A 24,679-nucleotide genomic window follows, 5' to 3' on the forward strand; every position below is an offset into this window, starting at 1 on the left:
CGCGTCACGGCGGGGGGTTGGGCTCCCGCTCCCCCATGTCGGGTGTCTCCGGCCCGCCCGGGGGCGTCCGGCTCCCGGGTGTCTCCCCGAAGGGCGCCTCCGCTCCGGACGGGGGCTCCTCCTCCGGGGGAACGGGCTGGATGAGCGCGAAGGCCGTGTTCCCCTCCGAGGACAGCACCTCGGGAAGGCCGAAGCGCTTGCCGGCCGGCAGAGCGACCAGGGAGACCCAGGCCCGCTCCGCGCCAGGGGCCACACAGTAGATGAAGGTACCCACCTCCAGGCCCGGCGCCTGCTCGACGGGCCCCTGGCACCCCTGACGCACCTGGAGCGACCAGGCGGCCGCGCGCACCCCGCGCACCAGGTACGGCGGCTGGCCCATGTCCTCGACCACCGGGCGCAGCACCTCGGGCGAGGTGGGCACCCTGCCCCCGCGCACCAGCGGCTCGACCTGCTCCCGGAAGCGTCCCAGGGACATGAAGGCCACGTCCTCGGAGCGCAAGGGCATCTGGTTCTCCGAGAGCACCAGATCGAAGAAGAGCGCGGTCACCAGGACGATGGGCAACAGCCGGTAGCCCTTGAAGCCCTCGCCCCGGCCATGAGCCAGCCCCCACACCCCCACCCCGAGTGCCCCGAACATCACGCCCAGCACCACCGCGGGCCAGACGAGGGGCGGCGGCGAGAGGAAGGCGGACACCTCGGCGCTCCGGGCGCGCACGGCGTCCAGCAGATCCCCCCCATAGAGCCAGCACAGGACGAGCAGGCACAGGAGGTTGACGAGGCGTGTCTGGCGCGAGGGGAGCGTCATCCGGCGAGCGTGCGTGCGGGGTCCGTGGCGGCGGCGCGATGGCTGGGGAACCAGGCTCCCGCCACCGCGGCGAGCAACCCGAGCCCCACTCCCCCCACCACCACCGTCCAGGGGAAGGAGAAGAAGCTGTCGGGCTTGAAGGGGAACTCGGGCAGCCAGGTGGCGGCGAGCCGATCGATGAGCAGGGCCAGGAGGAGCGCGGCGAGGGTGCCCAGCACGCCGCCGGCGAGTCCCACCACGCCCGCCTCGGCCAGGACGATGTTGCGCACGTCCGCGCGCGAGGCGCCCACGGCCTGCATGACGCCGATTTCCCGGGCCCGCGCGCGCACGGACGCGCTCAGCGCGTGGGCGATGTTCACCGCCGCGAGCACGCAGATGAGGATGGACAGGAGCGCCAGGGCGGACGTGACGAGCGTCACCGCCGCGCCCACGTTCTCCGCGAGCCGCCGCTCCTGATCGTCGATCTCCAGGCCCATGTCCCGCACCGCCGCCATCAACTCCGACACCCGGCCGGGGTTCGTGGCCACCAGGGTGACGCCGGAGTACGTCTCCGTGTCCTGGCCCAGCTCGCGGTTGAGGCGCACGGCCACCTCCAGCGGCAGGGTGATGCCCGCGAGCAACGCCCGGTCCGAGGTGCCCACCACCTGCGCCTGGGCGGAGATGACGGGCGCGTTGGGCAGCGGCGCGGTGACGTAGGAGCGGTTGAAGTCCACCGGCAGCAGGAAGCCCTGGAGCATCTGCGGCGAGAGCCTCGGCAGTCCGCGGGCCGGGGCGAAGGTGTTGTTGTAGATCTCCAGCAGGCGCGAGGAGATGAGCACCGGCAACGGCTGGCCTGGCCCCGGGTCCACGAACTTCTCGCGCGGCACGTCGCCCTCGACGAGCCCGGACTCCACCCCCACCACGAGCAGGTCCATGCCCATGCGCAGCCGGCGGCCGAAGAAGTCCCCGTTGTAGAGGCTCGCCGCGGGGGCGCGCACGTTCATCTTCCGGTAGACCTTCTCCACGCCGGGCAGCGCCTGGAGCCGCTCCACCATCACCGTGTCCAGCCGGCCCCCACCCAAGAGCGAGCCGAGCGACACCGTGGGCGGCACCACGTCCACCAGCCGCGCGTCGGAGGGGAAGACGCGCTCGCGGATGACGCGGCCCACGCCCAGGCCCAGCCCCACGAAGAAGACGAGTGCTCCCACGCCCATGGCCACGCCGAAGGCCGAGAAGAACGCGCCCCGCCGCTCGCGCGCCAGGCTCAGCCGCACCAGTCTCGACAGCGCCGCGAGCCTCATGACTGCCCTCCCGCCAGCAGGGGCCGGGGTTCCTCCACCAGCCGGCCCTCCTTGAGCCGCAGCACGCGCCGCGCCGCCGAGCTCATCCGATCCTCGTGCGTGACGGCGAGCAGCGTGAGGCCCTCGCGGTGCAGCTCCTGGAAGAGCGAGATGACGCCCGCGCCCGTGGCGGCGTCGAGGTTGCCGGTGGGCTCGTCACACAGCAGCAGCTTCGGGCCCGTGAAGAGCGCCCGGGCGATGGCCACGCGCTGCCGCTCGCCTCCGGACAGCCGCACCGGCGTGCGATCCTTCTTCGCCAGCAGGCCCACCCGGTCGAGCAGCGCCTCGGCGCGCTTGCGTGCGTCGACGGGCGCGGCGCCGAAGTGCGAGGGCATGAGCACGTTCTCCACCGCGGACAGGTTGGGGATGAGGTGGAAGGACTGGAAGACGAAGCCCACGTGCTGGTTGCGGAAGCGCGCAAGCGCCGGCTCCTTCAAGCCGGTCAGCTTCACGCCCGCCACCTCCACCTGGCCCTGGTAGTCCACGTCCAGGCCGCCGAGCAGGTGCAGCAGCGTGGACTTGCCACTGCCGGACGGGCCCACCACGGCCACGAAGTCCCCCTGCTCCATCTCCAGCGACAGGCCATCGAGCACGCGCACCTCGCTGCCCTCGCCGTCCTGGTAGCGTTTGACGATGTCGCGCGCGCGGATCACGGGCGGGCCGCCAGCCAGAGGGTGAGTTCCGCCTGCAGGGCCTTGTCCTTGCCGGACACGCCCAGCGTCACCGCGCGCAGGTCATCCGTGGCGTCCAGGAAGCGCACCGTGGTGGCCTTGATGGCGAAGCCGCCAATCCCCCACGCCTCGGAGGGCAGCGCCTTCACCGCCTCGGCGAGCTTCCGCAGGTCCAACACCGCGCCCAACGCCGGCTCCTGGAGCGCGCCGCGCAGTTCCTCCGCCACGGGCACCGCGCCCGGAGCCCCCGCGAGCCGGGGCAGCATCGACTCCAGCCGGGCCCGCGGCGCCGCGACCAGCACCTTGTCCCCCACCGAGGCCAGGTGCGCGCCCTCGCCCCGCGCGTACGTGGTGAGGTAGACGCGCTGGCCATTCACGTCGGTGGGTTGGATGTCGGCGCCGAAGCGTTTGGCGACGGGGGGCAGCTTCTCCAGCAGCGAGGCGATGCCCGCCGCGTCCTTGCCATCCCCCACCGCCACGAGCTGCACGTAGCGGAAGGGATTGGTGCGCCGCGGATCCAGCGAGGGCAGGCCCGCGCCCAGTTGCACCGTGGGCGACAGGGACACGCCCGCCACGCTGCCGGGCTCGAGCCGATCCAACAGCTCGCCCTTCACGTCGAAGCCGCTGTCCTGCACCGCCCGGGCGACGAAGGAGCCCGTCAGGTAGGGCCAGAAGTCGTTGAGCCGCGTGGCGTCGCCCTGGTAGCGCAGCACGAGGAAGCTGTCCTCGGGCAGGTAGCCGAGGAGATCCGCCCCCTTCTGGGGAGCGAACGCGGCGAGCGTGTCCTGGGCTCCGGGCCACGGCGTGTCCAGGCGCACGGTGATGGCGCGCTCGCTCAACGAGCCCACCAGCGTCACGGCCTGGGTGGTGCCCGCCGGAACGAGCAACCCCACCCCGCCGGGAAGGAAGGCGTAGAAGTCGCGCTCGCTGGGCAGGCGCTTGAGGGACTCGGACAGGAGCGGCTCCCCGGCGAGTGACTGCTCCAGGGGGAGCGTGGCGAAGCCGGAGAGCCGGGGCACCACCTCCCCCGGCCCCACCAGGGCATAGCCCTCGGTGAGCAGCAGGCCCAGCGAGGGCGCGCTCGCGGTGGGACGGCTGAAGGTGAGCAGCGTGCCGCCGGGGACCTTCTGCTCCGCGCGCTCGGAGGCGCCCAGGCGATCCCGCGCCAGCCGGGCGAAGGTCTCCGTCAACAGCTTCTCGTCCTTCACCCCCAGCACGGAGAAGGCCTGCTGGCCGCCCAGCACCGACACGCCCACGCCGCGCGAGGGCTCGATGCCCGCGGCCTCCATGGCCTGGCGGTTGCGCAGGTCCACCCCCACCTGGCGCATGATGCTGGAGACGAGCGCCTCGGCGGACTGGGCGTTCTGGAGCTGCGCGGCGAAGTTGGCCAGCTTGAGGTTCTGCAAGCGCGCGAGCTTCTCGCCGAGCACGCCAAGGTCCGGCACGACGAGCGACGCCTGCGCGTTGCGGGGCAGGAAGTGGGCGGGGCTGAGCGTCTTCACGCCCCCCTGCTTGTCACCGCAGCGGGAGCAACCGGCGAACACGAGCAGCACGAGCAGGAGCCAGGGTGAGGCGCGGCGGAGCATAGGAACGGGAGTGCAGACGGCCTGGGGCCCGGAGTCAAATTCTTCGTGCGGGCTTCCGGGGCCCTCGTCCAGGAACCAACCGGTCAGCGGGCACGCCGACGCCTCGCCTGGAGCACCCCCCCCACGGCCAGCACGCCCAGGGCCGCGAGGCTCGTGAAGGCCCCCAGCGCGAGCCCCGGCGTGTGGTACTCGAAGCGCACCTGGTGCCGTCCCGCGCCCAGGGGCACCGCGCGCACCGCGTGATTGGCCGGGTACAGGGGCAGTGGCTGTCCGTCCTCGGTGGCCTCCACGCCCTCGAAGTACGACTCGTTGAGCACGAGCATCCCCGGGGCCTCGAGCGTGGCCTCGACCTCGAGGGAGTCCCCGTCCCGGCGGAGGGAATCCACCGGCCGCGCCGGACCCGCTGGCGCCCGCTCCCAGGACTCCCCACCCACGCTCTCCGCCTCCAGCACCACCTCCTGGCCGGGACGGAAGCCCGAGCCCAGGTAGTCCATGACCTGCTCCCGTGGCAGCACCTTCACCCCCTGCACGGTGTAGGCGCGCGGCAGGTAGCGCTGCAGGGGCAGCACCACGGCCCCGCTGAACTCGTCCGAGGCCACCACGCGCGCGTGCTGCTCGGGCCGGAGGAAGGACGGGAGGGTGATCATGAACCGCGAGCCGTAGACGCCCGCCAGACGCTGGGGCCAGAGCTTCTCGTCGCGCAACCACAGGTCCGCGTACCGGGCGGAGTAGCCGGGCAGGTACGGATTGCAGGTGGGCAGTCCGTGCAGCGAGCCCCGCACGGGGAAGAGCGCCGCGCTGCTCGCGATGCTGCGCTCCACGAAGCCCTGGAGCCGCGCCGGGGGACGCCACAGCACGGAGTAGCAGAACCCCTCGGGGGACACGCCCCCGTCGGCCAGGGGCTTGACCAGGGGCGGAGGCGCGTAGAACTCCGGCGGCATCGTGGCCACGACATGGCCGTTGGTGAGGCTCAGGTCCATCGCCACCACGGCGAGCGCGACGTATGACAGCGGAAGCACGAGCCGGGGGCGCCAGGCCATCACCCCCCACACGAGCGCGAGCAGCAGACACGGGAGGGCTGGAGCCCAGGCCCCCGTCACCGAGAAAGCGCCCCCCGCGAGCGCGCACCCCACCGCCGGCAGGAAGCGGCGGCGGTCCGAGCGCCACACCAGCTGGGCGCCCCGGGCCGCGAGCAGGGGAAGCAGCAGCGTGGCGGGGCCCATGGCCTTCATCGGGTACTGGAGCGACTTCCAGAACGGGACGACCGCCGAGAACAGCCCCCAGAGCGGAGTGGCCGCGCCAAAGGCGAGCAGCAACGACACCGCGGTGAGGACCACCAGCCGGACACGCAGCCGGCCGCGCACCGTGGCGCCCACCAGCGCGAGCGCGGCCACCGACAGCCCCACGTACGTCATCTCCAGGAAGGGCAGGGACTGGGGCAGCTCGCGGGGAGACACCATGCCGAGCAGCTGCGGGAGATCCATCCGCCAGGTGTTCGCGTCGGCGAGGTCCAATCCGTGCGCGCGGGGAGACTCACGCAGCAACAGGACGGAGGGCAGCACCTGCACGGCGGAGAGCGCCAGGGCGAGCCCCGTGCCGAGCACGAACGCCAGGGCCGGACGCAGGAGCCGCCGGGGCGGCGCGCGCCGTGCCACCAGCACCACCGCCCCGAGCCCCCCCATGAGGGACAGGAGCGGATCCCCCGCGAGCAGCATGGACGCCAGCGCGAGCGCGAACACCACCGGCCGGGGCCTCGCCTCGCGCCGGCAGCGCAACGCGCCCCACCACAGCCAGGGCAGTGCCCCCGCGGCCAGGGAGATGTAGGTGAACTCGGTGACGCCCAGGAAGTAGCCCCCGAGCACGTAGCCCGTGGCCGCCAGCGCCGCGAACACCGGGCGCAACCCCAGGGCACGTCCCAGCCGCCAGGTGCCCCCGAGCGCCAGGGGCACCGGCAGGAAGAACTGGAGCACGAAGGCCAGGTGGAACGGCAGCGCCAGGAAGAAGAGCGTGCTGGGATGGAAGGCGCTGAGCAGGGGCAGCGCGAGCATCGGCATCCCCAGGGCGTCCCAGGGCCACCACTCGGGCAGCCGCCCCGCGCGCAGCGCGTCGGAGAACACGCGCTTGAGGGGCAGGAACTGCTGGCTCATGTCCCGCCGGAACGGCAGCTCCCCCAGGAAGAGCACGCCGCGGAACACGAAGAGCGAGAAGAGTCCTGGAACCAGCAGCGCGCCGAGCCACCCCGGAAGCCATCGGCGCCCGCCGTTGCCAGAGCCCATGGCCTAGCGGACGCGCGTTCCGTGGGGCAGCGGCGCCGAGGTCTCCTCGCTGAACTCCATGAAGCGCTCCATCTCCCGCACCGTCTCGTCCGTGGCGCTCGCCCCGGCGCTCAGCACGTCGAGCTGCCGCGACACGCTCTCCGGATCCCGGATGGCGATGGACTGCTCGTGCGTGAGCCGCATCAGGTCCTCGATGCTCGCGAGCTGGTGGCTCACCACCTCGCGGCTCTCTCCCGCCTGCTCGAAGCGCGCGAGCCTGCGCCTGAGGATCTCCAGGCGCTTCTCCTTCACGTCCTTGATGCGCGCGTTGCTCTCCTGCGCCAGCTCCGCCTCCAGCCCGCGTACGTCCTTCTCCAGCGACTGCCGCTCCGCCGGGTTGAGGTACGCGCGGTACTGGTTGAGCGCGGCGATGAGCCGCAGGAAGGAGGTGAGCAGCGCATCCAGCCGCTCCTCGCTGCTGCTCGCCAGCACCCGGCCTCCAGGCAGCCGCGCGTAGTTGGCGAGGATCTTCTCCTTGAGCCCCACCAGCTGCTGGTAGTGCTCGCGCTGCGAGGGCGCCAGGTCCTTGAGCAGCGCCTCCACCTGCTGCCGCGCGGCCTCCGTGTCATGAGCGTCGGGCCCGCGCGCGCGCACCGCCCGCTTGAAGCGCGAGGAGGAGATGGCCCCCACGAGGTACACCCCCTCGACGCCGAGCGCCACCAGCGCGGGCAGGGCTTCACCGGTGAGCGCCGCCGACGCCCCGGCGGTCAACAGCCCCACCAGGTTGGCGGGCATCAGGAAGGCGGCCTTCAGGAAGTTCGGAGTGCGGGCCACGTCAGTTCTCGCCAGCGAGGCGCCTCGCGGACAGGGGCCTCATGGCCCTCGCGCCTCCGACACGTATTTCAGCGCGCCGAGATCGCGAGTGTCCTCGGCTGGCGGTGCCTTCGCCGTGCGCCTGATCTTCTGGTAGAGCGCCGAGGCGCTCTGGAAGAGTTCGTCATAGGTGACGGGCGCCTCGCCGGAAAGCCCGAAGAAGGCGCGATTGTCCGCCAGTGTCGCCGGGGGAGCGCTGCGGATGGCCTCGGAGGGGTCTCCCAGGTAGGGGGCCACCTCGCCGAGCAGCCGCGCCGCGGGCCCTGGATCCTTCGCCACGCTCTGCCCCGCGTCCAGGAGGCCGCGGATGATGCGCCGGAGCGCGTCCGGGTAGCGCGCGGCGTAGTCGCCCCGGGCCACCAGCACCGTGGCCACCAGGTGCGGCGCGTCCGCCGTGGTGGCCAGCACCTGGCCGCCTCTGTCCCGCGCGGCCAGCTCCACGTCGCCCCACAGGCCCGCCACCGCGTCCGCCCGGCCCTCGCGCAGCGCCCGGCCCGCGTCCAGCGTGGAAGGCAGGTCCACCCACCGCACGTCCGACATGCGCAGGCCCGCGCGCGAGAGCACCCACAGCGCGAAATAGGAGGAGGAGCCCGAGGGGTACACGCCCAGGCGCTTGCCGCGCAGCTGCGCGAGCTCCGTCACGCCCACGCCCGCCAGCGCCTCCTGCCCGCGGCTGCGACCCACGAGCAACACCGTGCGCGGCGCCGCGTCCCGGAGCGCGGGCAACCACGCCGCCAGCCGGTCCACCGAGAGCGCCGCCAGATCCACCCCGCCATGCTCGGCGCCTACCGAGAGCGCCTGCCGCAGCTCGTCCTCGTTGGCGAAGACGACGGCGCGCGCGTCCATGGCATAGGCCGTCTTGAGCACGCCCTGCGCCGCGCCCGGGGGAGGCGCGAGGTTGTCCAGCGTCGAGGCACCGCCCGTGGCCAGCAGCAGCGCCGCCGCCGAGCCACGCGCGGTGAAGCCGATGAGGGTGGGCCGCAGCGGCACCGAGGCCAGGTCCGCCATGGGCGCCGTCACACCCGCGGGGAAGTCTCCCGGCGACAGGCGCACGGCGTCCTTGGCGGCGGGGAAGAAGCGCGCCTGGAGCCTGTCCAGGTACCCCAGGGGCGAGGCCAGCAGCCACGCGGCCCCCAGGGCGCACAGCACCAGGAACGGAATGAGGCCGGGTCCGCGTCGCAACGCCATCAGAGCGGCCTCCTCCCCCCGGCCACTACTTGATCTCCACCTTCTTGCCGATGGTCTTCTCCGGACCGGCGCTCACGTCGGACACCGGCGCGGGGCTGTCCAGGCCCATCTCCATCTTCATCTGCTTCACGAGGTCCATCGCCTGCAGCGCCTCGGCGTCCTCCTCGATCTGCACCGCCTGGTGGTCCACCGAGTCGAGCGCCATCTGCATGCGCGCCTCGTTGACGGCCGCCTTCTCCTGCACCTTGCGCAGCATCTCGCCATGCGTCTGGTCGATGCCCGCGACGGTGAAGGACTCCATGGCGTCGGCCACCTTGGACTGCCACTGGGCACGGCGCGCGTCGCGGATGGCCGTCATGGCCTCCTGCGTCTTGCGCTCCTTCTCGCGCATGAAAGACTTCTTCAGGCTGAGCGACTTCTCGTACGCCTGCTTGGCCGTCGCCAGCTGCTGCTCGTTGCGCTCCAGCGCGCCCTTCTCGATCTGCAGCTTGCTCGCGTACTGGGCCGCCAGGTCGTCACGCCCCGCCTGGATGGCCGCCTTCACCTTGGCCGTCAGGTCGCGGATGTCCTGCTGGTACTTGGCGTTCTCCTTCTCCAGGAGCGTCAGGTTCGCCCGCACCATGGCGATGGACTCGTTCATCTTCGGCACCTGATCGTTCAGGTCCCGGATGTTCTGCTCGAGGATGAGCTCCGGATCCTCGATGGAGGAGACGAAGAAGCCAGCGAAGCTGCGCATTGCCCTCTTGAACCGTTGCCACATGGCGGGTGTCGACCTCCTCCACTGCGAGTCCTTGGGGGACTACCTTACACCAGCCCACCCAGCTTACCACGCGTGCCGAATCTCCCGCGTTTCTACGCTCCGCGCACGGGGTTCATTGCCAGCGGGCCACCAGGGCCCTGGTGAGTCCGCCCGGGGTGCGAGCGGACCCGGCCTCCGGGAGGTGGAGCGCCCTCAGCGGGCGCGGGCCACGGGGCGGGCACGAGAGGGGGCCTTGGCGCGCGCGGTGAGGCGGGCGGAGTGGTGGCGGGCATTGGCGGCCACGGAAGTGGCGTCCAGGGTGAGCAGTGCCCGATCCTTGAGGACGAGCCGCCCATCGATGACCACGTGCACCACGTCGGAGGCGCGCGCGGCGTAGACGAGCGGTGAGAGCACGTCGGCCGGATCGGACGGCAGGGCGTGCACGCCGGACAGGTCCACCACGGTGACGTCGGCGCGCTTGCCCACCTCCAGCGAGCCCAGTTCGGCCTCCAGGCCCAGGGCGCGAGCGCCCCCGAGCGTGGCCATCTCCAGGACGCGCTCGGCGGGCATGCCCCGGGGGCCCACGCGGGGCTTGTGCAACAGCGCCGCCAGCCGCATCTCCACGAACATGTCCAGGTTGTTGTTGCACGCGGCGCCGTCCGCGCCGAGGCACACCGACACGCCCTCGTCGAGCAGCTCCGGCACCGGGGCGATGCCCGAGGCGAGCTTGAGGTTGGAGCCCGGGCAGTGACACACCACCGTGCCCGTGTCCCGCAGCAGGTGGCGCTCGGCATCGGTCAGCCACACGCAGTGGGCGAGCGTCACGTGCGGCCCGGTGAGGCCCACCTCGTGGAACCACTCCACGTTGTTCCTGCCGGTGAGCTGGCGCACCACGTCGCACTCGGTGCGGTTCTCGCTCGCGTGGGTGTGGATGCGCACGCCCTTCTCTCGCGCCAGCCGTCCCACCTCGCGCAGGAGCTTCTCCGTGCAGGACAGCACGAAGCGCGGGGTGAGGGCATACTGGAGCCGTCCCCCGTGGGTGCCGTGCCAGCGCTCGAGCAGCGCGAGGCTCTCGGCCAGCGAGTCCTCGGTGGACTCGGCGAGGCCCGGGGGCACGTCGGGCGCGTCCATCATCGCCTTGCCGCCGGTGAGCCGGAAGCCGCAGTCCCGGGCGGACTCGAAGACGGCGTCGTAGTGGCGCACCGTGCCCATGTCGAGCGCCGCCGTGGAGCCCGAGCGGATGAGCTCCGCGAAGGTGAGATCCGCCGAGGCGCGCATGGAGTCCGGGTCATGCGCGGCCTCGAAGGGCCAGATGCGCTCGCGCAGCCAGTCGAGCAGCTCCAGCCCATCCGCCCGGTTGCGGAAGAGCGTCTGACAGGCGTGCAGGTGGCCGTGGACGAAGCCGGGCAGCACCACCTGGCCCTTCACGTCCAGCACCCGGAGCCCCGTGCCCCGCGGGCGCAGGCCGCGGCCCACGCGGGCGATGCGCCCCTCCTGGATGAGGATGTCGGCCTCCGCGAGCACCTCGCGCTCGCGGTTCATCGTCACGACGGTGCCGTTGGTGAGGAGGAGGTCCACGGTCCGAGGGGTATTACCACGGTTCATGCCCACTCCAGCCAAAGACACTCGTCCTCAGCAGGATTGACCACACACCCGGGTCGTCCCGTTGGGGCACACCGTGGCGTTGGTGCCACTCTCCCGGCAGGTGACGTTGCAGTTGCCGGTGCCCTGGCAGTCCACCCGGCAGGAGCCCGTGCAGGTGACATTGCAACTGCCCACGCGCTCGCAGCTCACCGTGCTGGCGGGCCCCACGGTGAAGGCGCAGTTGGACGCCTCCGAGCAGCGCTGCCGGCAGTTCGCCCCACACTGGGACTCGCAGGAGCTGACCCGGGCACATGCCAGGTCGCAATCCGTCTCACAGGTGGTGGTGCAGTTGTTGCCCCCGGTGCAGCTGTGCTGGCAGCCATCGCCGCAGCGCACATCGCAGTCCGGGCCATCCGCGCACGCCAGGGAACAGCCCGGCTCCATGCACTCCCCCGTGCACCGGGGCTCGGGCTTGCACGTACAGGTATCTCCCACGCATTCCACCTGGCCGCCCTCGAAGATCCGGGCACAGCCAGGCACCAGTGACAGCAGCAGGAGGATGGGAACGAGGTGTTTGATCATGGCCGCGCATCCTAGGGAGGCGCACCCCACCCCGGTATGGGCTCCGTCCAGTACCCAACGCCCCGCGACCGCGGGGTCAGCGCGGGACGGTGGGAGACGCGCGCCCCCCGGCCCGCTGACGCCACTCCAGGAGCAGCGCGAGTCCGAGCAGGCCCAGCGTCACCAGGGTGAGGGTCGCCCCGAGCCGCTGGCCGGGAGCACGGAACGAGAAGGTGACCTGGTGGGTGCCGGCCGTCAGCCGCACGCCCCGCACCGCCACGTTGGCTGGCAGGATGGAGGCGGGCCGCCCATCCACCGTCGCGCTCCAGCCCGAGTAGTAGGCATCGTTGAGCACCAGCGCGGCGGGCTGGGTGGCCTCCACCTCCAGCACGACCTCCTCTGGCGCGTAGCGCACGAAGCGCACCTGGCCGAGCGCTCCGGCGCTCGTGGGGGTCTCGACATGCTCCGGGCCGGGTGGACACTCCAGGGCCACTTGCTGCCCGGGCGTGAAGGAGCGGGAGAAGAGCAGATTCCTGGCCGCGTCTTGATCCGGCACACACACCGGCGTGGCCAGGTAGGCGCGCGGCAGCGCTTGGGAATTGCGCAGCAGCAGTTCGTCGAAGCGCGGAATCTCGGCGAAGATGACGTCGGGCTTGCCCTTGAGCCGCCGGTACGCCCCCGCGCCCACCGTGACGTACTTCACGTGGAAGAGCTCGAGGATCCGGCTCGGCGGAAGACCGAGGGGCTCCTGCTGTATTCCCAGCAGGCTCATGGCCCGCCAGGAGACGACGGGGAGATAGGGCTTGGCGCTCTCCAGGCGCCAGAGCGCGGGGGTGTCCGCCCAGAGGGAGTCGAGGGTGTTGACGGTCTGGATGTCGATGGGATCGATGCCCTCGATGGGCTCGTGCTCCTGGAGTTCCGGCGCCGCGCCATAGACGCGGGGCCGGCCGGCGCCGCTGTCCTGCTCGGCCTCCAGGATGGTCGCCACCATCTGGGAGGGATGCTCCAGGAACTCCGGAATGGTCACCAGGTACACGTCCCCGTTGGCCAGGTAGAGGATGACGAGCTGGAGCGAGACGACAGCCCACGCCACCGTGGCGGGCGCGCGCCCCCGGAGCAGCACGGCCCCCATCACCCCGAGCGCTCCCCCCGCGACCACGGACGCGAGCAGGACGTTGCCGTGGAGCATGTCCTGGATGTCGGGCTGCGGCCTCTCCCAGAGGGCACCGAGCACCCCGGAGGAGAACACCCGCCCCCGCCACTCCGCCAGCGCGAACAGGCCACAGAGCGACGCGAGCCCGAACGCGGCCTGGCCCACCCGCCGCGACAAGGCGGGCTCGCGCAGCACGGCCTCCAGCCCCGCGCCCGCGCCCAGGGCACAGGCGAACATGAAGTAGGGCAGCAACTTCTCCGGAAAGCGGAAGGAGTTCCAGACGGGCATCCACTGGTACAGCCAGCCATACAGGGGCAGGTGCCGTCCCATCGACAACGCCAGCACGAGCAGCGCCATGGCCGCCACCGCCCACGCCAGGGCCCGGCGGCGGTGGGCCCAGAGCGCCGCGCCCGCCAGGAGGAGCGCGGGCGCGCCCACGTGCACCGAGTTGACCCAGAAGGAATGCACCCCGGAATGGAACACCTCATCGGCCAGCCGGAACGAGGCCACCGTGTCCGTCTCGGGATTGAGGAAGATGGGGCCGAGCACGAACTCGAGCATCCGCAGGGGATGGAACGAGAAGTAGGTGGCCAGATCCAAGGACGGCGCCGTGGGCCTCGCCTCCCCGCGGAGGCTGAGCACGGGAGCGATCTGCACCGCGGCCAGCAGGGCGGCGAGCACGATGAGCAGCACGGCCCGGGACGCCGCGCGCGGAAGGGGGGCACGCTCCGGACGCACGAGCGCGAGCACGAGGACCAGGGCACAGCACAGCGCGAAGCTCTGCGGCTCACCGCTCAGCAGCACCAGACACAAGAAGAGCGCGGCGGCGGCGGCGCGGCGGACGCAGGGCTGGCGCAGGAAGCGCTCGGCGCCCCACAGGGCCCAGGGGAACGTGGCGGCCGCCATGAGGTAGAGCAGGTTGTTGCTGATGCCCACCAGGTAGCCACCCAGCGCGTAGGTGATGCCCGCCAGCAGCGCGGGCTTGCGCTCCAGACCCCACTCCCGGGCGAAGCGGTAGGTGCCGCCCAGCGCCGCCACATAGGAGCCGAGCGCGATGAGCTTGAGCGCCACCCCGAGCGGCAGCAGCAGGTAGAGCACGTTGGTGGGGTGGAAGACCCCGGAGATGAGCATGCCCGCGAAGGGCTGACCCAACCCGTTGTAGGGATACCAGGCCGGAAACTCCCCCTGGGACACGCGCTCGGCCCAGTACTGCTTGAGCGGGTAGTAGACGAGCAGGATGTCGCGCGCGATGAAGACATCCGAACTGAACGTCGCCCGGTGGAAGTAGAGCAGCGGCAGGACGAGGGTGGCGGCCACCATCGCCAGCCGCGACTGGAGCCGTGACATCAGAGGAAGTCGCTGGTGAAGGCGTGGGGCAGCAGCTCCCCGAGCGAGTAGCGCGCCTCGTCGCCCTTGAGGTTGCGGCTGCGCACGGGCAATTCCCTGGGAGCGAACTCCAGCATCACCTGCCGGCACATGCCGCACGGCGGACATGGCGTGGGCGTGTCCACCACGATGGCCACCGCCACCGGACGGCCGCGGCCCTGGGCCACCCCCGCCGCCAGCGCGTTGCGCTCGGCGCAGGCGGACAGGCCATAGGAGGAGTTCTCCACGTTGCAGCCCGTCACCACCTCACCATCCGGGTACAGCACCGCCGCCCCCACCGGGAAGCGCGAATAGGGAGCATGCGCGCGCTCGCGCACCTTCGCCGCCGCCTCGAAGAGACTGTCCCAGGGAATGTCCGTGCTCATGAGCCACCTCGTTGGTTGGACTCCGCCTGCTCCACTTCCTCCAGATACTGGGCGATGCGCCGCTCCACCTCGTCCGGCAGGTCCAGGAAGCGCGCGTGCGCGGAGGTACCGCGCGCGCCGTAGCTCACGTTGAGCACCTGGCCCCGGACCTGGAGTTCCTCGCTCGTGCCGGGCAGCTTGAAGCGCGCCTCCACTTCGGTCCCCACCGACAGGGCCGCGCCGTGCCAGGCGAAGCCCCCCAGCGAGATGTTACCCTCCCGGGAATCGAACGAGTCCGAGCTGCCCGCCCGCCGGATCCGAAAGCGCATCGACACCCGGAGCGAGGACCGGCGCTCATCTCCGGACGATGCACTCATCCTAATCGCTCCAGGATCAACGGCTGGGGCTCGGGTGCCCGAGGCCCACAGGAATAGGCCGCCAACAGTCGCGCCCGCACATCCTCCACCGGCGCCGGGTCATTATAGTGGATGCGCACCAACGGGTCTCCCTTCTTCACCGGCTCACCCACCTTGCGCAGCAGGGTGAAGCCCACGGCGGGATCGATGCGGCTGTCCACCCGCTGACGCCCCGCCCCCAGCGCCACCGCCGCCAGCCCCACCGCCTCCGTCTGGATGCCGGTGACGAAGCCCTCCTCGGCCGCCAGCACGTCCACCTGCGAGCGCGCCTGGGGCAAGAGAGAATAGTCATCGATGGCGCGCGGGTCTCCCCCCTGCGCCTGGACGATCTCCTGGAGCTTGCGCACCGCGCTGCCGTCCCGCACCGCCCGCTCCAGCTTTTGACGCGCCTCGGCGAGCGAGGCCGCCCGGCCGCCCAGCACCAGCATCTCCGCGGTGAGCGCCAGCGTCACCTCGGTGTAGTCGGCCGGGGCACGGCCGCGCAGCATCTCCACGGCCTCCACCACCTCCAGGGCGTTGCCCACCGCGCGCCCCAGGGGCTGGTTCATGTCCGTGAGCAGCGCCGTCACCTTGCGCCCCATCTCCGCGCCCACGCCGATCATCGTCCGGGCCAACAGCCGCGCGTCCTCCACCGTCTTCATGAAGGCGCCGCTGCCCACCTTCACGTCCAGCACCAGCGCGTCGATGCCCTCCGCGAGCTTCTTGCTCATGATGGAGCTGCAGATGAGCGGGATGCAGTCCACCGTGGCCGTCACATCACGCAGTGCGTAGAGCTTCTTGTCCGCCGGGGCCACCGAGGCCGTCTGGCCGATGAGGCAGCAGCCCACCTCGCGCACCAGGCGGCGGTAGTCGCTCACCGGCAGATCCACCTTGAAGCCGGGAATGGACTCCAGCTTGTCCAGCGTCCCTCCCGTATGCCCCAGGCCCCGTCCGGAGATCATCGGCACGGGCACCCCGCAGGCGGCCGCCAGCGGCGCCAGGCTCAACGACACCTTGTCCCCCACCCCGCCCGTGGAGTGTTTGTCCACTTTCACACCGGGCACGTCCCCGAGGTCCAGCACCTCCCCGGACTCGAGCATCGCCCGCGTCCAGGCACCCAGCTCCACCGCGTCCAGTCCCCGGAAGAAGACCGCCATGCACAGGGCGGACATCTGGTAGTCCGCGACGTCCCCCGAGGTATACGCCTCGATGAACGCCCGGATGTCGCCCGGGTCCAACCGCTTCCCGTCCCGCTTGGCCTTGATGAGCTCGTAGGGTCTCACGGGGAAAGGCCATAGCAGGAAGGAGCGCGGGCATGCATCCGGAAGAAAAGCCCGCAGTCCCCCATCCACCAACCGGGACCCCTCCGCCATCTGATGATAAAGGGGAGAGGTCTTGATCTCCCTCCGACACATCCACAAGCGCTTTGGCGCCGTGACCGCCCTGGACGACGTGTCGCTGGACATCGGCACCGGGGAAGTGCTCGCCCTGGTGGGCGAGAACGGCGCGGGCAAGTCCACCCTCATGAACGTCCTCTACGGGCTCTACCACGCGGATGCGGGGGAAGTGCTCGTGGGAGGCCAGCCCGTGCGCCTCAAGAGCCCCCGGGACGCCATCGCCCGGGGCATCGGCATGGTGCATCAGCACTTCATGCTCGTGCCCACCCTCACGGTGGCGGAGAACGTGGTGCTCGGCCGCGAGCCCACGCGCTTCGGGCGCATGGATCAGGAGCGGGCGTGCCAGGAAGTGGCCGCCACGTGCGAGCGCTTCGGCTTCAAGCTGGACCCGCGCGCCCGCGTGGACACGCTCAGCGTGGGCTCGCAGCAGAAGGTGGAGATCGTCAAGGCGCTGCACCGCGGCGCGCAGGTGCTCATCCTCGACGAGCCCACCGCCGTGCTCACCCCCCAGGAGTCGGATGACCTGTTCCGGGTGGCGCGAGGGCTGGCGGCGGGAGGGCGCACGGTCGTCTTCATCAGCCACAAGCTGCGCGAGGTGCTCAGCGTGGCCGAGCGCGTGGTGGTGATGCGGCGCGGCCGGCGCGTGGCCGAGGTGCGCGCCGCGGAGACCAGTGCCCAGGAGCTCGCGGCGCTGATGGTGGGCGAGGCGCGCGCCCCCACCTCCGAGGCCCAGACGTACCACCCGCCCACGGGCGAGCGGCTGCTGGAGACGCGGGAGCTCACGGCCCGGGGCGAGGACGACCGGCCCATGCTCCGGGGCGTGTCGCTGGAGGTCCACGCGGGGGAGATCGTCGGCATCGCCGGGGTGGACGGCAACGGGCAGCGCGAGTTCGCCGAGGTGCTCACCGGCCTGCGCAAGCTGGACTCGGGAAGCGGCACGCTGCTGGGCGGCTCGCTCGAGGGGCTGACGCCCGCGGAGGCGCGGCGCCGGGGCGTGGGCCACGTGCCGGAGGATCGGCTGTGGCGCGCGGTGGTGAAGGCCATGAGCGTGGAGGAGAACGTGGCGCTGGGGCGGCAGGCCCAGGCGCCCTTCGCGCGAGGGCCCCGGGTGGACTTCGACGGACGCCGGGAGCGCACCGAGACGTTGCTGAAGGCCTATGACGTGCGGCCGCCGGATCCGCGGCTGCCCCTGCAGGCGCTCTCCGGCGGCAACCAGCAGAAGGTGGTGGTGGCGCGCGAGCTGGATGCCTCGCCCCGGCTGCTCGTGGTGGTGCAGCCCACGCGCGGCCTGGACATCGGCGCGGTGGCGCAGGTACAGGCGAAGCTGCGCGAGGCGCGAGACAGAGGCGCCGGCGTGGTGCTCGTCTCGTTGGATCTGGAAGAGGTGCTCGCCCTGGCGGATCGCGTCTATGTCTTCTTCGAGGGCCGGGTGAGCGGCACCTTCACCCGGCCCGAGTTCGACGAGCGGGAGATCGGCCGGCGGATGCTCGGCACCGGCCAGGAGGTGGCCCATGGGTGAGCGGCTGCGCGCGGTGCTGCCCTCGGTCTTCTCCGTGTTCCTCGCGCTCGCGGTGTGCTGGTGCTTCATCGCCCTCACGCGCGACGCGCGGACGGCCACCGACGCCTACTTCCAGATGCTGCGCGGGGGGCTCGGCGACTGGCCGGCCTACCTCGACGGGGGACGCGTGGCGCTGCTCACCCGGCCCCTGGGAGAAGCCGCCATCAAGGCCTCCATCCTGCTGCTCACCGGCCTGTCGGTGGCGGTGGCCTTCAAGGTGGGCCTGTTCAACATCGGCGCCCAGGGGCAGATGCTCATGGGCGCGCTGGTGGCGGCGCTGGTGGGCGCGTGGTGGGAGCTGCCCGGGCCGCTGCACGTGCTCGCGGCGCTGCTCATGGCGGGGCTCGCCGGGGGCGTGTGGGCGCTCATCGCCGCCTGGCTCAAGCTCGCCCGGGGCGTGCACGAGGTCATCTCCACCATCATGCTCAACTGGGTGGCGGTGAGCCTGGTGGACAACTGGCTCGTGGTGGGCCCGTTGCGCGCCGGAGCCGGTACCACCCTGTCCACCACGGGCACCCCGGAGATCCTCCCCAGCGCGCACCTGCCGCGGCTGCTCGGGGACATCTCCCGGCTGAACCTGGGCTTCCCGCTGGCGCTGGCGGTGGCGATGGCGCTCTGGGTGTGGCTGTCCTGGCTGCGCACGGGCTTCGAGACGCGCGCGGTGGGACTGGGCGCCGAGGCGGCCCGGGCGGCGGGCATTCCCGTCACCCGGCGCACCGCGGAGGCCATGGGGCTGGCCGGAGGGCTGGCGGGCCTGGCGGGCGCGGTGCTGGTGCTGGGCACCGAGCTGCGCTACCCCGGCACGCTGGGCGCCCCCTACGGCTTCGACGGCATCGCCATCTCCCTCATCGGCAACAGCCATCCGCTCGGGGTGACGCTCTCGGCGCTCTTCTTCGGGGCGCTGCGCGCGGGCGGCACGCGCATGCAGCTGCTCGGCGTGCACAAGAGCTACCCCGAGCTCATCCAGGGCCTGGCCCTGCTCTTCGTCGCGGGCCGGCAGGTGTGGCTCGCCCTGCTGCGCAAGCCGCGGCGCGCGCCCCAGGCGACCACCGCGGCGGCGCCCGCTCCGGGTCCGGAGGTGCCACGTGCTTGAGGTGTTGGAAGCGCTCCTGTCCTCCACGCTGGAGTACTTCCCGGCGCTGGTCTTCGCCACCCTGGGGGCCACGCTGTGCGAGCGCTCGGGCGTCGTCAACGTGGGCGTCGAGGGGATGATGCGCGCGGGGGCCTTCTGCGCCGCGGTGGCCGCCATCTCCATGCCCACGCCCGTGGGGGTGATGGTGGGCATGCTCGCGGGCGCGGGCATGGCGGCCGTGCATGGCGCCCTGTGCATCCACTGGCGCTCGGACCAGGTGGTGTCCGGCATGGCCCTCAACCTCGTGGCGACCGCTGGCGGCACCTACCTGCTGGAGTCCCTCTACGGGCCCAACGGCACGCCCCCCATCCAGCAGCTCACGCGCTGGCACGTGCCGGGACTGGACGCGGTGCCGCTCTTGCGCGTCTTCTCCGGGCACTCGGCGCTCACCTGGCTCGCCCTGGTGCTGCCCTTCGTCTTCCACGCCCTCTTCTACCGCACCCCCTTCGGCCTGCGGCTGCGCGCCGTGGGCGACAAGCCCCACGCCGTGGCCACGCTCGGCCTGTCCGTGCCCGGCCTGCGCTGGCTCGCCGTGCTCGGCTGCGGGCTGCTCGCGGGCCTCGGCGGCGCCACGCTGTCCACCGCCGTGCTCGACCGCTTCGAGCAGCACACCCCCGCGGGCTTGGGCTTCATGGCCCTGGCCGCCATGGTGTTCGGCCGCTGGACACCCCTGGGCGCCCTGCTCGCCGCGCTCTTCTTCTCCGCCGGCAACGCGCTGCGCATCGGCCTGGCCTCCAGCGCCCCCGGCCTCCTGGAGGTCATCCCCCAGGGCTTCCTCCTCGCCCTGCCCTACCTCCTGACGCTCGCCCTGCTCGGCTTCCAGGGCCGCCGCACCCACGCCCCCGCCGCCCTGGGCACCCCGTACGAGCAGGAATCCCGCTGAGCCCTCCGAGCGCTCCCCCCTCCGGTCCTGGAGTCTGTTCCGGATGGTGGGCGCGGTTTTTTACAGTATGGGTCCGAGCAACCCTGGGTCATTTCCGACCAGGAATCAGTCTGGACCCTCCCATCTGACAGAATGGCCGGTAGAAGCAGAACACGCCATCGTCTGGAGAACGCGACAAAGTCCCGTTTTTCCAGGATGCGGTGATTCGCTGTCTCAGTCCAGACAGAGTGGAAAAGAGGAAAAGGCAGCGGCACGGAGCTCGCATCTAATTGGCGTCGCATGCACTCGGGCATGTTCGCGGAGCAGTGGGGGGGCCGCGAAGGCCAGGGCGTATGGGTTAGCGGACGTAGGGGTGGCATTGGGGCGGGATGGGGAAAGGAAGGGGGCCGGCGTCCTGGAGTATTCGAGGGGGGGCCGACGTGAACGACGAACAAGAGATGATGGGTGGGGTGACGTGATGAGCGCGGTGGCGATGGCCTGTTGGCCGCAACAAATGCTCGTGACGGGAGGGGAAGGTCGAGGCCGGCTGGCGAGCGTGAACGCCCGGGAGGGCGGCGACGAGCAGCACCTGGACCTGTGCGCGCTGGCACGCGAGGCGCTCTCGCTGCTGCGCACCGCCGGACACGTGGAGCCCACCGAGGTGCAGCTGGAGCTGCCGGACGAGCCGGTGTTCGCGCGGGTGAACCCGTGGCGCATGGCGCAGGTGCTCTTCCACCTCATCGCGGACGCCGTGGGCGCACGCCGCGGCGCGCAGAGCACCAGCAGCACGCGCGCCGTGCGCTTGAGCGTGGAGCCGCAGGACGACTTCGGGGACTACGGCCCCACCATCCAGATGCGCTACATGGGGCGCAGTGGCCCGGCGCAGCCCTCGCGCGAGACGAGCGGCCCGGAGGGACTCCAGGTGGCGCGCGAGCTGGTGGAGGCCCAGGGCGGACACCTCGCGGTGCAGCACCACGGGAACACGGGCACCACGGTCACCGTCACCGTGGAGCTGCCGGACCAGGGCACCGCGAGCTGGTAGCCCTCGAGGGGCCGCGTGGGTCCGCCGTGAGCCGGGGGCGAGCCCCCGGGCTCCGGACCCAGGACTACAGGTGCAAGGAGACGCCGAACGTGGCGTCCAGCGTGAAGCGCGCGCCACCGCGGTAGTAGCCGTAGTAGGTGCCGATGGACGGCCCCATGCGCACGTTGAAGTTGATGGCGAGGTTGCGGGCCACGAAGTACTCCAGCCCGCCGCCCACCAGCAGCGGGAAGACGGGGCCGCCGCCCGGGCCGAAGATGACGTAGAAGGGCACGTCCACGCCGATGTTGAGCATCAGCGCGCTGCCCACCGGCAACCCCAGCGTGAGGGACAACGGCAGGGCCAGGCCCACGTCGGTGTAGTTGTCGTCGTAGAAGTAGAAGAGGGGCCCGGGCGCGAAGCTCAGTCCCACGTTCACCTGCGACGTCTGCAACAGCATCAGCCGCATCCAGGCCTGGAGCTTGATGCCCGGCACCACGCTGGTGACGATGCCCTCGCGGCCGTAGTTGAAGCTGAACTTGCCGCCGATGTCGAAGCGCGACGTGGCCCCGTGCAGCAGGCCCAGCGAGATACCCGGCCAGCCGAGCTGGCCATTCAACACGGTGGCGCCCTGCCCCACCGTCTGTCCCGAGAGCACGGACCAGCCCTGGCCCCGGCCGTAGCCCTCCTGCGCCATGGCGGCTCCCGACACGAGGAGCATGCCCACCACCAAACCACTCACGATGCCGCGTTTCACGCTGTGACCTCCGGCTGCCCCCGCTCGCGCGCCAGCGCGAGGAAGGCGTCGATGAACTGTTGGAGCTGGGCCTCCGCCCGGGCGCGCGCGGCGGACACCGGCTCGCCCGGACGGGGCGTCTCCTTCAGCTCGAAGTAGTATTTGATCTTCGGCTCCGTCCCCGAGGGCCGTGCCGTCACCCGTCCCCCACCCTCCAGCTCGAAGGCGAGCACGTTGGAGGGCGGCAGCTTCTCGCCCTTCTTGTAGTCCGTCACCGCCCGCACCGTGCGCGAGCCCACGCGGGAGGGAGGCGAGGCGCGCAGGCCCTCCATGATGCGCGCGATTGTCTGCGCGCCCTGGGCGCCCGGGAAGGTGAAGTTGCGCTGGGCGCTCACGTAGAGGCCGAAGCGGCGCTGGATCTCCTCCAGATAGCCAGCCACCGTCGTGCCCCGCGCCTCGCACCAGGCGGCCAGGTCCGCGAACACGAGCGCCGCGCCCACCCCATCCTTGTCCCGCGTCACCGTGCCCACGCAGTAGCCGAGCGCCTCCTCGTAGCCGAAGACGAAGCGGGTGCCTTCCGCGCGCTCGCGCTCGAGGGAGCGGTTGGCGATCCACTTGAAGCCGGTGAGCACCTCGTCGTACGCGGCGCCCAGCTCGCGCGCCATGTCGCCGAGCTGCGTGGAGGACACGATGGTGGTGACCACGTACGGCGTGGCGCCAGCGGCCTGGGCGGCCCCCTGCGCGAGCACGTAGTGGCCCAGGAGCACGCCCACCTCGTTGCCGGTGAGCATGCGCAGCGCGCCGTCCTCCCCGCGCACCATCACCGCGAGGCGATCCGCGTCCGGATCATTGGCGAGCACCAGGTCCGCGTCCACGCGCCGCGCGGTGGCGAGCGACAGATCCATGGCCCCCGGCTCCTCGGGGTTGGGAAAGCGCACGGTGGGGAAGGTGCCATCCGGCTGGTGCTGCTCGGCCACCACGTGGACGTGGCGGAAGCCCGCGCGCGCCAGGGCCCGCTCCATCCACACGCCGCCCACCCCGTGCATGGCGGTGTAGACGATGCGCAGCGAGTCCGAGCCGCGGCCATGCAGGCGCAGCCGGAGGATGGCCGCCAGGTACTCCTCGCCGAGCGAGTCCGGCAGCTCGTGCCACAGGCCCCGGGCGCGCGCCTCGTCCACCGAGAGCAGCCGCACCTGGTTGGCGGGCTCCACGCGGGAAATCTCCGCGGCGATCCCCTTGTCGTGGGGCGGGATGATCTGCGCGCCGTTGCCCCAGTAGACCTTGAAACCGTTGTACTCGGGCGGGTTGTGGCTCGCGGTGACCATGACGCCCGCGGCGGCGCCGAGGTGCAGGGTGGCGAAGGCGGCGAGCGGCGTGGGAACCAGGGAGGGGAAGACGTGGGCGGGGATGCCCTCGGCGGCGAGCACGCGCGCGGTGTCCTCGGCGAGCTCCGCGCTCAAGCGCCGGCCATCGCGTCCCACCACCACGCCGCGCCGGGCGACGTCCGGCACGGTGGCCTTGAGGTAGCGTGCCAGACCCGCCGTGGTCCGGCGCACCACCGCGCGGTTCATCCGGTTGGGCCCCGCGCCCATGACGCCGCGCAGGCCCGCGGTGCCGAACTCCAGGTCGCCCGCGAACCGGTCCGCCAGGTCCGCCGCGTCCCCACGCGCGAGCACCTCGCGCAGTTCCGCCACGGTGGCCGGGTCCGGATCCGCCCGCAGCCATGCCTCCGCCTTGTCCTTCAGCTCTGTCGCGTCCATCTCCACCCCTCCTTAAGCGGTTGTCCCGTCGCCGACGTGGCCGGCCTTCTGCGTCTGTTCAGCGATGGTCAACCGACCGCGTGCTGTCAGGTGTAGTCGGTGAGCTTCTTGCGGGTGGGCCCACCCTTGGGCGCGTCCTTCTGGCCCTGGCAGTTCACGCAGAACTCCACGTAGGGCACGGCCTCCAGACGGGCGAGGGAAATCTCATCCCCACACTCCTCGCACTCGCCAAAGGAGTCCGGATCCTGGCGCAGCTTGCCCAGCGCCTTGAGCACGCGCTTCAACACGGCCTCCGAGTTGCGGTTGCGGTTGGAGGCGATGGCCTGGAGCATCTCGTTGAGCGGCTGCTCGTCCTCGTCGCCCCCCACGCGCCCCTCGTCGGTGCGGTTGGGCTCGATGCGCGCGGGCGTCTTGCCCGTCAGCTCCGCGTGCAACTCCAGCAGCTTCTGCTTGAACTTCTCGCGCTGTGCGTCGGTCACGGCCTCTCTCCCTCGGTGGGCCAGGTGGTGGGCCAGGTGGGGGACTAGTACTTCGCGGCGGAGGACTGGCCGGAGACGATGGCCACCGAGGCCGAGGCCCCCAGCCGGTTGGCTCCCGCCTGAAGCATGCGCAGGGCGTCCTCGGCGGAGCGGATGCCGCCGGAGGCCTTCACGCCCACCTGGTCGCCCACCACGCGGCGCATGAGGGCCACGTCCTCCACGGTGGCGCCCCCGGGACCGAAGCCCGTGGACGTCTTCACGAACGCGGCGCCCGCGGCCCGGGCCAGCACACAGGCGGCGATCTTCTCGTCGCTGGTGAGCAGCCCCGTCTCCAGGATGACCTTCACCGGGAAGGGCCGGCTGGCCTCCACCACCTGGGCGATGTCCTGGAGCACGAGCGCGTAGTCGCGCGACTTGAGCGCCCCCACGTTGAGCACCATGTCGATCTCCCGGGCGCCCTCGCGCACGGCCTCGCGCGCCTCGTGGGCCTTGGCGCTCGTGAGCGCCGCGCCCAGGGGAAAGCCCACCACGGCGATGGGCACGCTGGAGGAGCCCGCCAGGATGCCGGCCACCGTGGCCACGTGGCTCGAGTTCACGCACACCGTGGCGAAGCCATGACGCACCGCCTCGTGGGCCACGCGGGTGATGTCGTCGCGCGTGGCCTCCGGCTTGAGCAGCGTGTGATCGATGAAGGGGGCCAGGTCCGCGGGGCCCTTCACCGTCCCGGCGGGCACGGGCGCGGTGCCCACGGCGCGGGGCGTGCTGGGGGACGCCGACGGACCGTTGCCCGCCGGGACTCCAGGCGAGCTCTTGCGGAAGAAGTCGGCGAGCTCCTCGACGACGCGCTGGATGTGCTGGGCCTCGGTCATGGCGCGGGG

General features: G+C 71.7%; 22 protein-coding genes. 4 read left to right on the top strand and 18 right to left on the bottom strand.

Translation table 11 applies throughout. The annotated features are described in order from the left end of the window. Positions 1-4: 4 nt before the first annotated feature. The 14 genes from F0U63_RS38905 to F0U63_RS38970 form a co-directional block, all read right to left on the bottom strand. A complete protein-coding gene (locus F0U63_RS38905) occupies positions 5-805 on the bottom strand; it encodes a hypothetical protein (protein ID WP_395838286.1) in 801 nt (266 codons plus the stop codon). Continuing rightward, on the bottom strand, positions 802-2,085 hold the full coding sequence (locus F0U63_RS38910) for an ABC transporter permease (protein ID WP_395838288.1): 1,284 nt from the start codon (positions 2,083-2,085) through the stop codon (positions 802-804). Before F0U63_RS38910 ends, F0U63_RS38905 begins: the two co-directional genes overlap by 4 nt. Beyond that, entirely contained in the window at positions 2,082-2,777 is a 696-nt protein-coding gene (locus F0U63_RS38915; protein WP_395838290.1) for an ABC transporter ATP-binding protein, read from the bottom strand. The genes F0U63_RS38910 and F0U63_RS38915 overlap by 4 nt, the downstream gene beginning before the upstream one ends. Next, on the bottom strand, positions 2,774-4,381 hold the full coding sequence (locus F0U63_RS38920; RefSeq protein WP_395838292.1) for a hypothetical protein: 1,608 nt from the start codon (positions 4,379-4,381) through the stop codon (positions 2,774-2,776). Before F0U63_RS38920 ends, F0U63_RS38915 begins: the two co-directional genes overlap by 4 nt. Positions 4,382-4,464: 83 nt before the next feature. Then, a complete protein-coding gene (locus F0U63_RS38925; protein WP_395838294.1) occupies positions 4,465-6,657 on the bottom strand; it encodes a hypothetical protein in 2,193 nt (730 codons plus the stop codon). A gap of 3 nt (positions 6,658-6,660) precedes the next feature. Beyond that, positions 6,661-7,470, bottom strand: a complete 810-nt coding sequence (locus F0U63_RS38930) for a hypothetical protein (RefSeq protein ID WP_395838296.1) — start codon at positions 7,468-7,470, stop codon at positions 6,661-6,663. A gap of 39 nt (positions 7,471-7,509) precedes the next feature. Next, complete coding sequence (locus F0U63_RS38935; protein WP_395838298.1) at positions 7,510-8,697, bottom strand: ABC transporter substrate-binding protein; 1,188 nt, start codon at positions 8,695-8,697, stop codon at positions 7,510-7,512. A gap of 25 nt (positions 8,698-8,722) precedes the next feature. Beyond that, positions 8,723-9,457, bottom strand: a complete 735-nt coding sequence (locus F0U63_RS38940) for a PspA/IM30 family protein (RefSeq protein WP_095990032.1) — start codon at positions 9,455-9,457, stop codon at positions 8,723-8,725. A gap of 192 nt (positions 9,458-9,649) precedes the next feature. Further along, on the bottom strand, positions 9,650-11,041 hold the full coding sequence (locus tag F0U63_RS38945) for a 5'-deoxyadenosine deaminase (protein WP_395838300.1): 1,392 nt from the start codon (positions 11,039-11,041) through the stop codon (positions 9,650-9,652). Between the two features lie 27 nt (positions 11,042-11,068). Beyond that, positions 11,069-11,602 (bottom strand): hypothetical protein, encoded by a 534-nt coding sequence (locus F0U63_RS38950; RefSeq protein WP_395838302.1) that lies wholly within the window; start codon positions 11,600-11,602, stop codon positions 11,069-11,071. Positions 11,603-11,678: 76 nt separating this feature from the next. Beyond that, on the bottom strand, positions 11,679-14,081 hold the full coding sequence (locus tag F0U63_RS38955) for a YfhO family protein (RefSeq protein ID WP_395838304.1): 2,403 nt from the start codon (positions 14,079-14,081) through the stop codon (positions 11,679-11,681). Next, entirely contained in the window at positions 14,081-14,485 is a 405-nt protein-coding gene (locus F0U63_RS38960; protein ID WP_395838306.1) for a cytidine deaminase, read from the bottom strand. Before F0U63_RS38960 ends, F0U63_RS38955 begins: the two co-directional genes overlap by 1 nt. Then, a complete protein-coding gene (locus tag F0U63_RS38965) occupies positions 14,482-14,841 on the bottom strand; it encodes a PilZ domain-containing protein (protein WP_395838308.1) in 360 nt (119 codons plus the stop codon). Before F0U63_RS38965 ends, F0U63_RS38960 begins: the two co-directional genes overlap by 4 nt. Further along, on the bottom strand, positions 14,838-16,142 hold the full coding sequence (locus F0U63_RS38970; RefSeq protein ID WP_395838310.1) for a thymidine phosphorylase: 1,305 nt from the start codon (positions 16,140-16,142) through the stop codon (positions 14,838-14,840). Before F0U63_RS38970 ends, F0U63_RS38965 begins: the two co-directional genes overlap by 4 nt. Positions 16,143-16,311: 169 nt before the next feature. Here F0U63_RS38970 and F0U63_RS38975 point away from each other — a divergent pair, with 169 nt between their 5' ends. From F0U63_RS38975 to F0U63_RS38990, 4 genes are all read left to right on the top strand, one after another. Continuing rightward, complete coding sequence (locus F0U63_RS38975; RefSeq protein ID WP_395848493.1) at positions 16,312-17,775, top strand: ABC transporter ATP-binding protein; 1,464 nt, start codon at positions 16,312-16,314, stop codon at positions 17,773-17,775. Continuing rightward, complete coding sequence (locus tag F0U63_RS38980) at positions 17,768-18,907, top strand: ABC transporter permease (protein ID WP_395838312.1); 1,140 nt, start codon at positions 17,768-17,770, stop codon at positions 18,905-18,907. Before F0U63_RS38975 ends, F0U63_RS38980 begins: the two co-directional genes overlap by 8 nt. Then, entirely contained in the window at positions 18,900-19,829 is a 930-nt protein-coding gene (locus F0U63_RS38985) for an ABC transporter permease (protein ID WP_395838314.1), read from the top strand. The genes F0U63_RS38980 and F0U63_RS38985 overlap by 8 nt, the downstream gene beginning before the upstream one ends. 457 nt (positions 19,830-20,286) lie before the next feature. Next, entirely contained in the window at positions 20,287-20,850 is a 564-nt protein-coding gene (locus F0U63_RS38990) for a hypothetical protein (protein ID WP_395838316.1), read from the top strand. A gap of 64 nt (positions 20,851-20,914) precedes the next feature. Here F0U63_RS38990 and F0U63_RS38995 read toward each other — a convergent pair whose 3' ends face one another. From F0U63_RS38995 to deoC, 4 genes are all read right to left on the bottom strand, one after another. Continuing rightward, positions 20,915-21,583 carry a hypothetical protein gene (locus F0U63_RS38995; protein WP_395838318.1) on the bottom strand — a complete coding sequence of 223 codons (669 nt, stop codon included), beginning with the start codon at positions 21,581-21,583 and terminating at the stop codon, positions 20,915-20,917. After that, positions 21,580-23,322: a phospho-sugar mutase gene (locus F0U63_RS39000; RefSeq protein ID WP_395838320.1), complete on the bottom strand. Its 1,743-nt coding sequence runs from the start codon at positions 23,320-23,322 to the stop codon at positions 21,580-21,582. Before F0U63_RS39000 ends, F0U63_RS38995 begins: the two co-directional genes overlap by 4 nt. An 86-nt stretch (positions 23,323-23,408) precedes the next feature. Further along, positions 23,409-23,801, bottom strand: coding sequence for a TraR/DksA family transcriptional regulator (locus F0U63_RS39005; RefSeq protein WP_395838322.1), 393 nt, complete (start codon positions 23,799-23,801; stop codon positions 23,409-23,411). A 44-nt stretch (positions 23,802-23,845) separates the two neighbouring features. Beyond that, positions 23,846-24,670 (bottom strand): deoxyribose-phosphate aldolase, encoded by an 825-nt coding sequence (gene deoC / locus F0U63_RS39010; RefSeq protein WP_395838324.1) that lies wholly within the window; start codon positions 24,668-24,670, stop codon positions 23,846-23,848. Between the last annotated feature and the right edge of the window lie 9 nt (positions 24,671-24,679).

The organism is Cystobacter fuscus (assembly GCF_044360685.1).
GTDB classification, from domain to species: domain Bacteria; phylum Myxococcota; class Myxococcia; order Myxococcales; family Myxococcaceae; genus Cystobacter; species Cystobacter fuscus_C.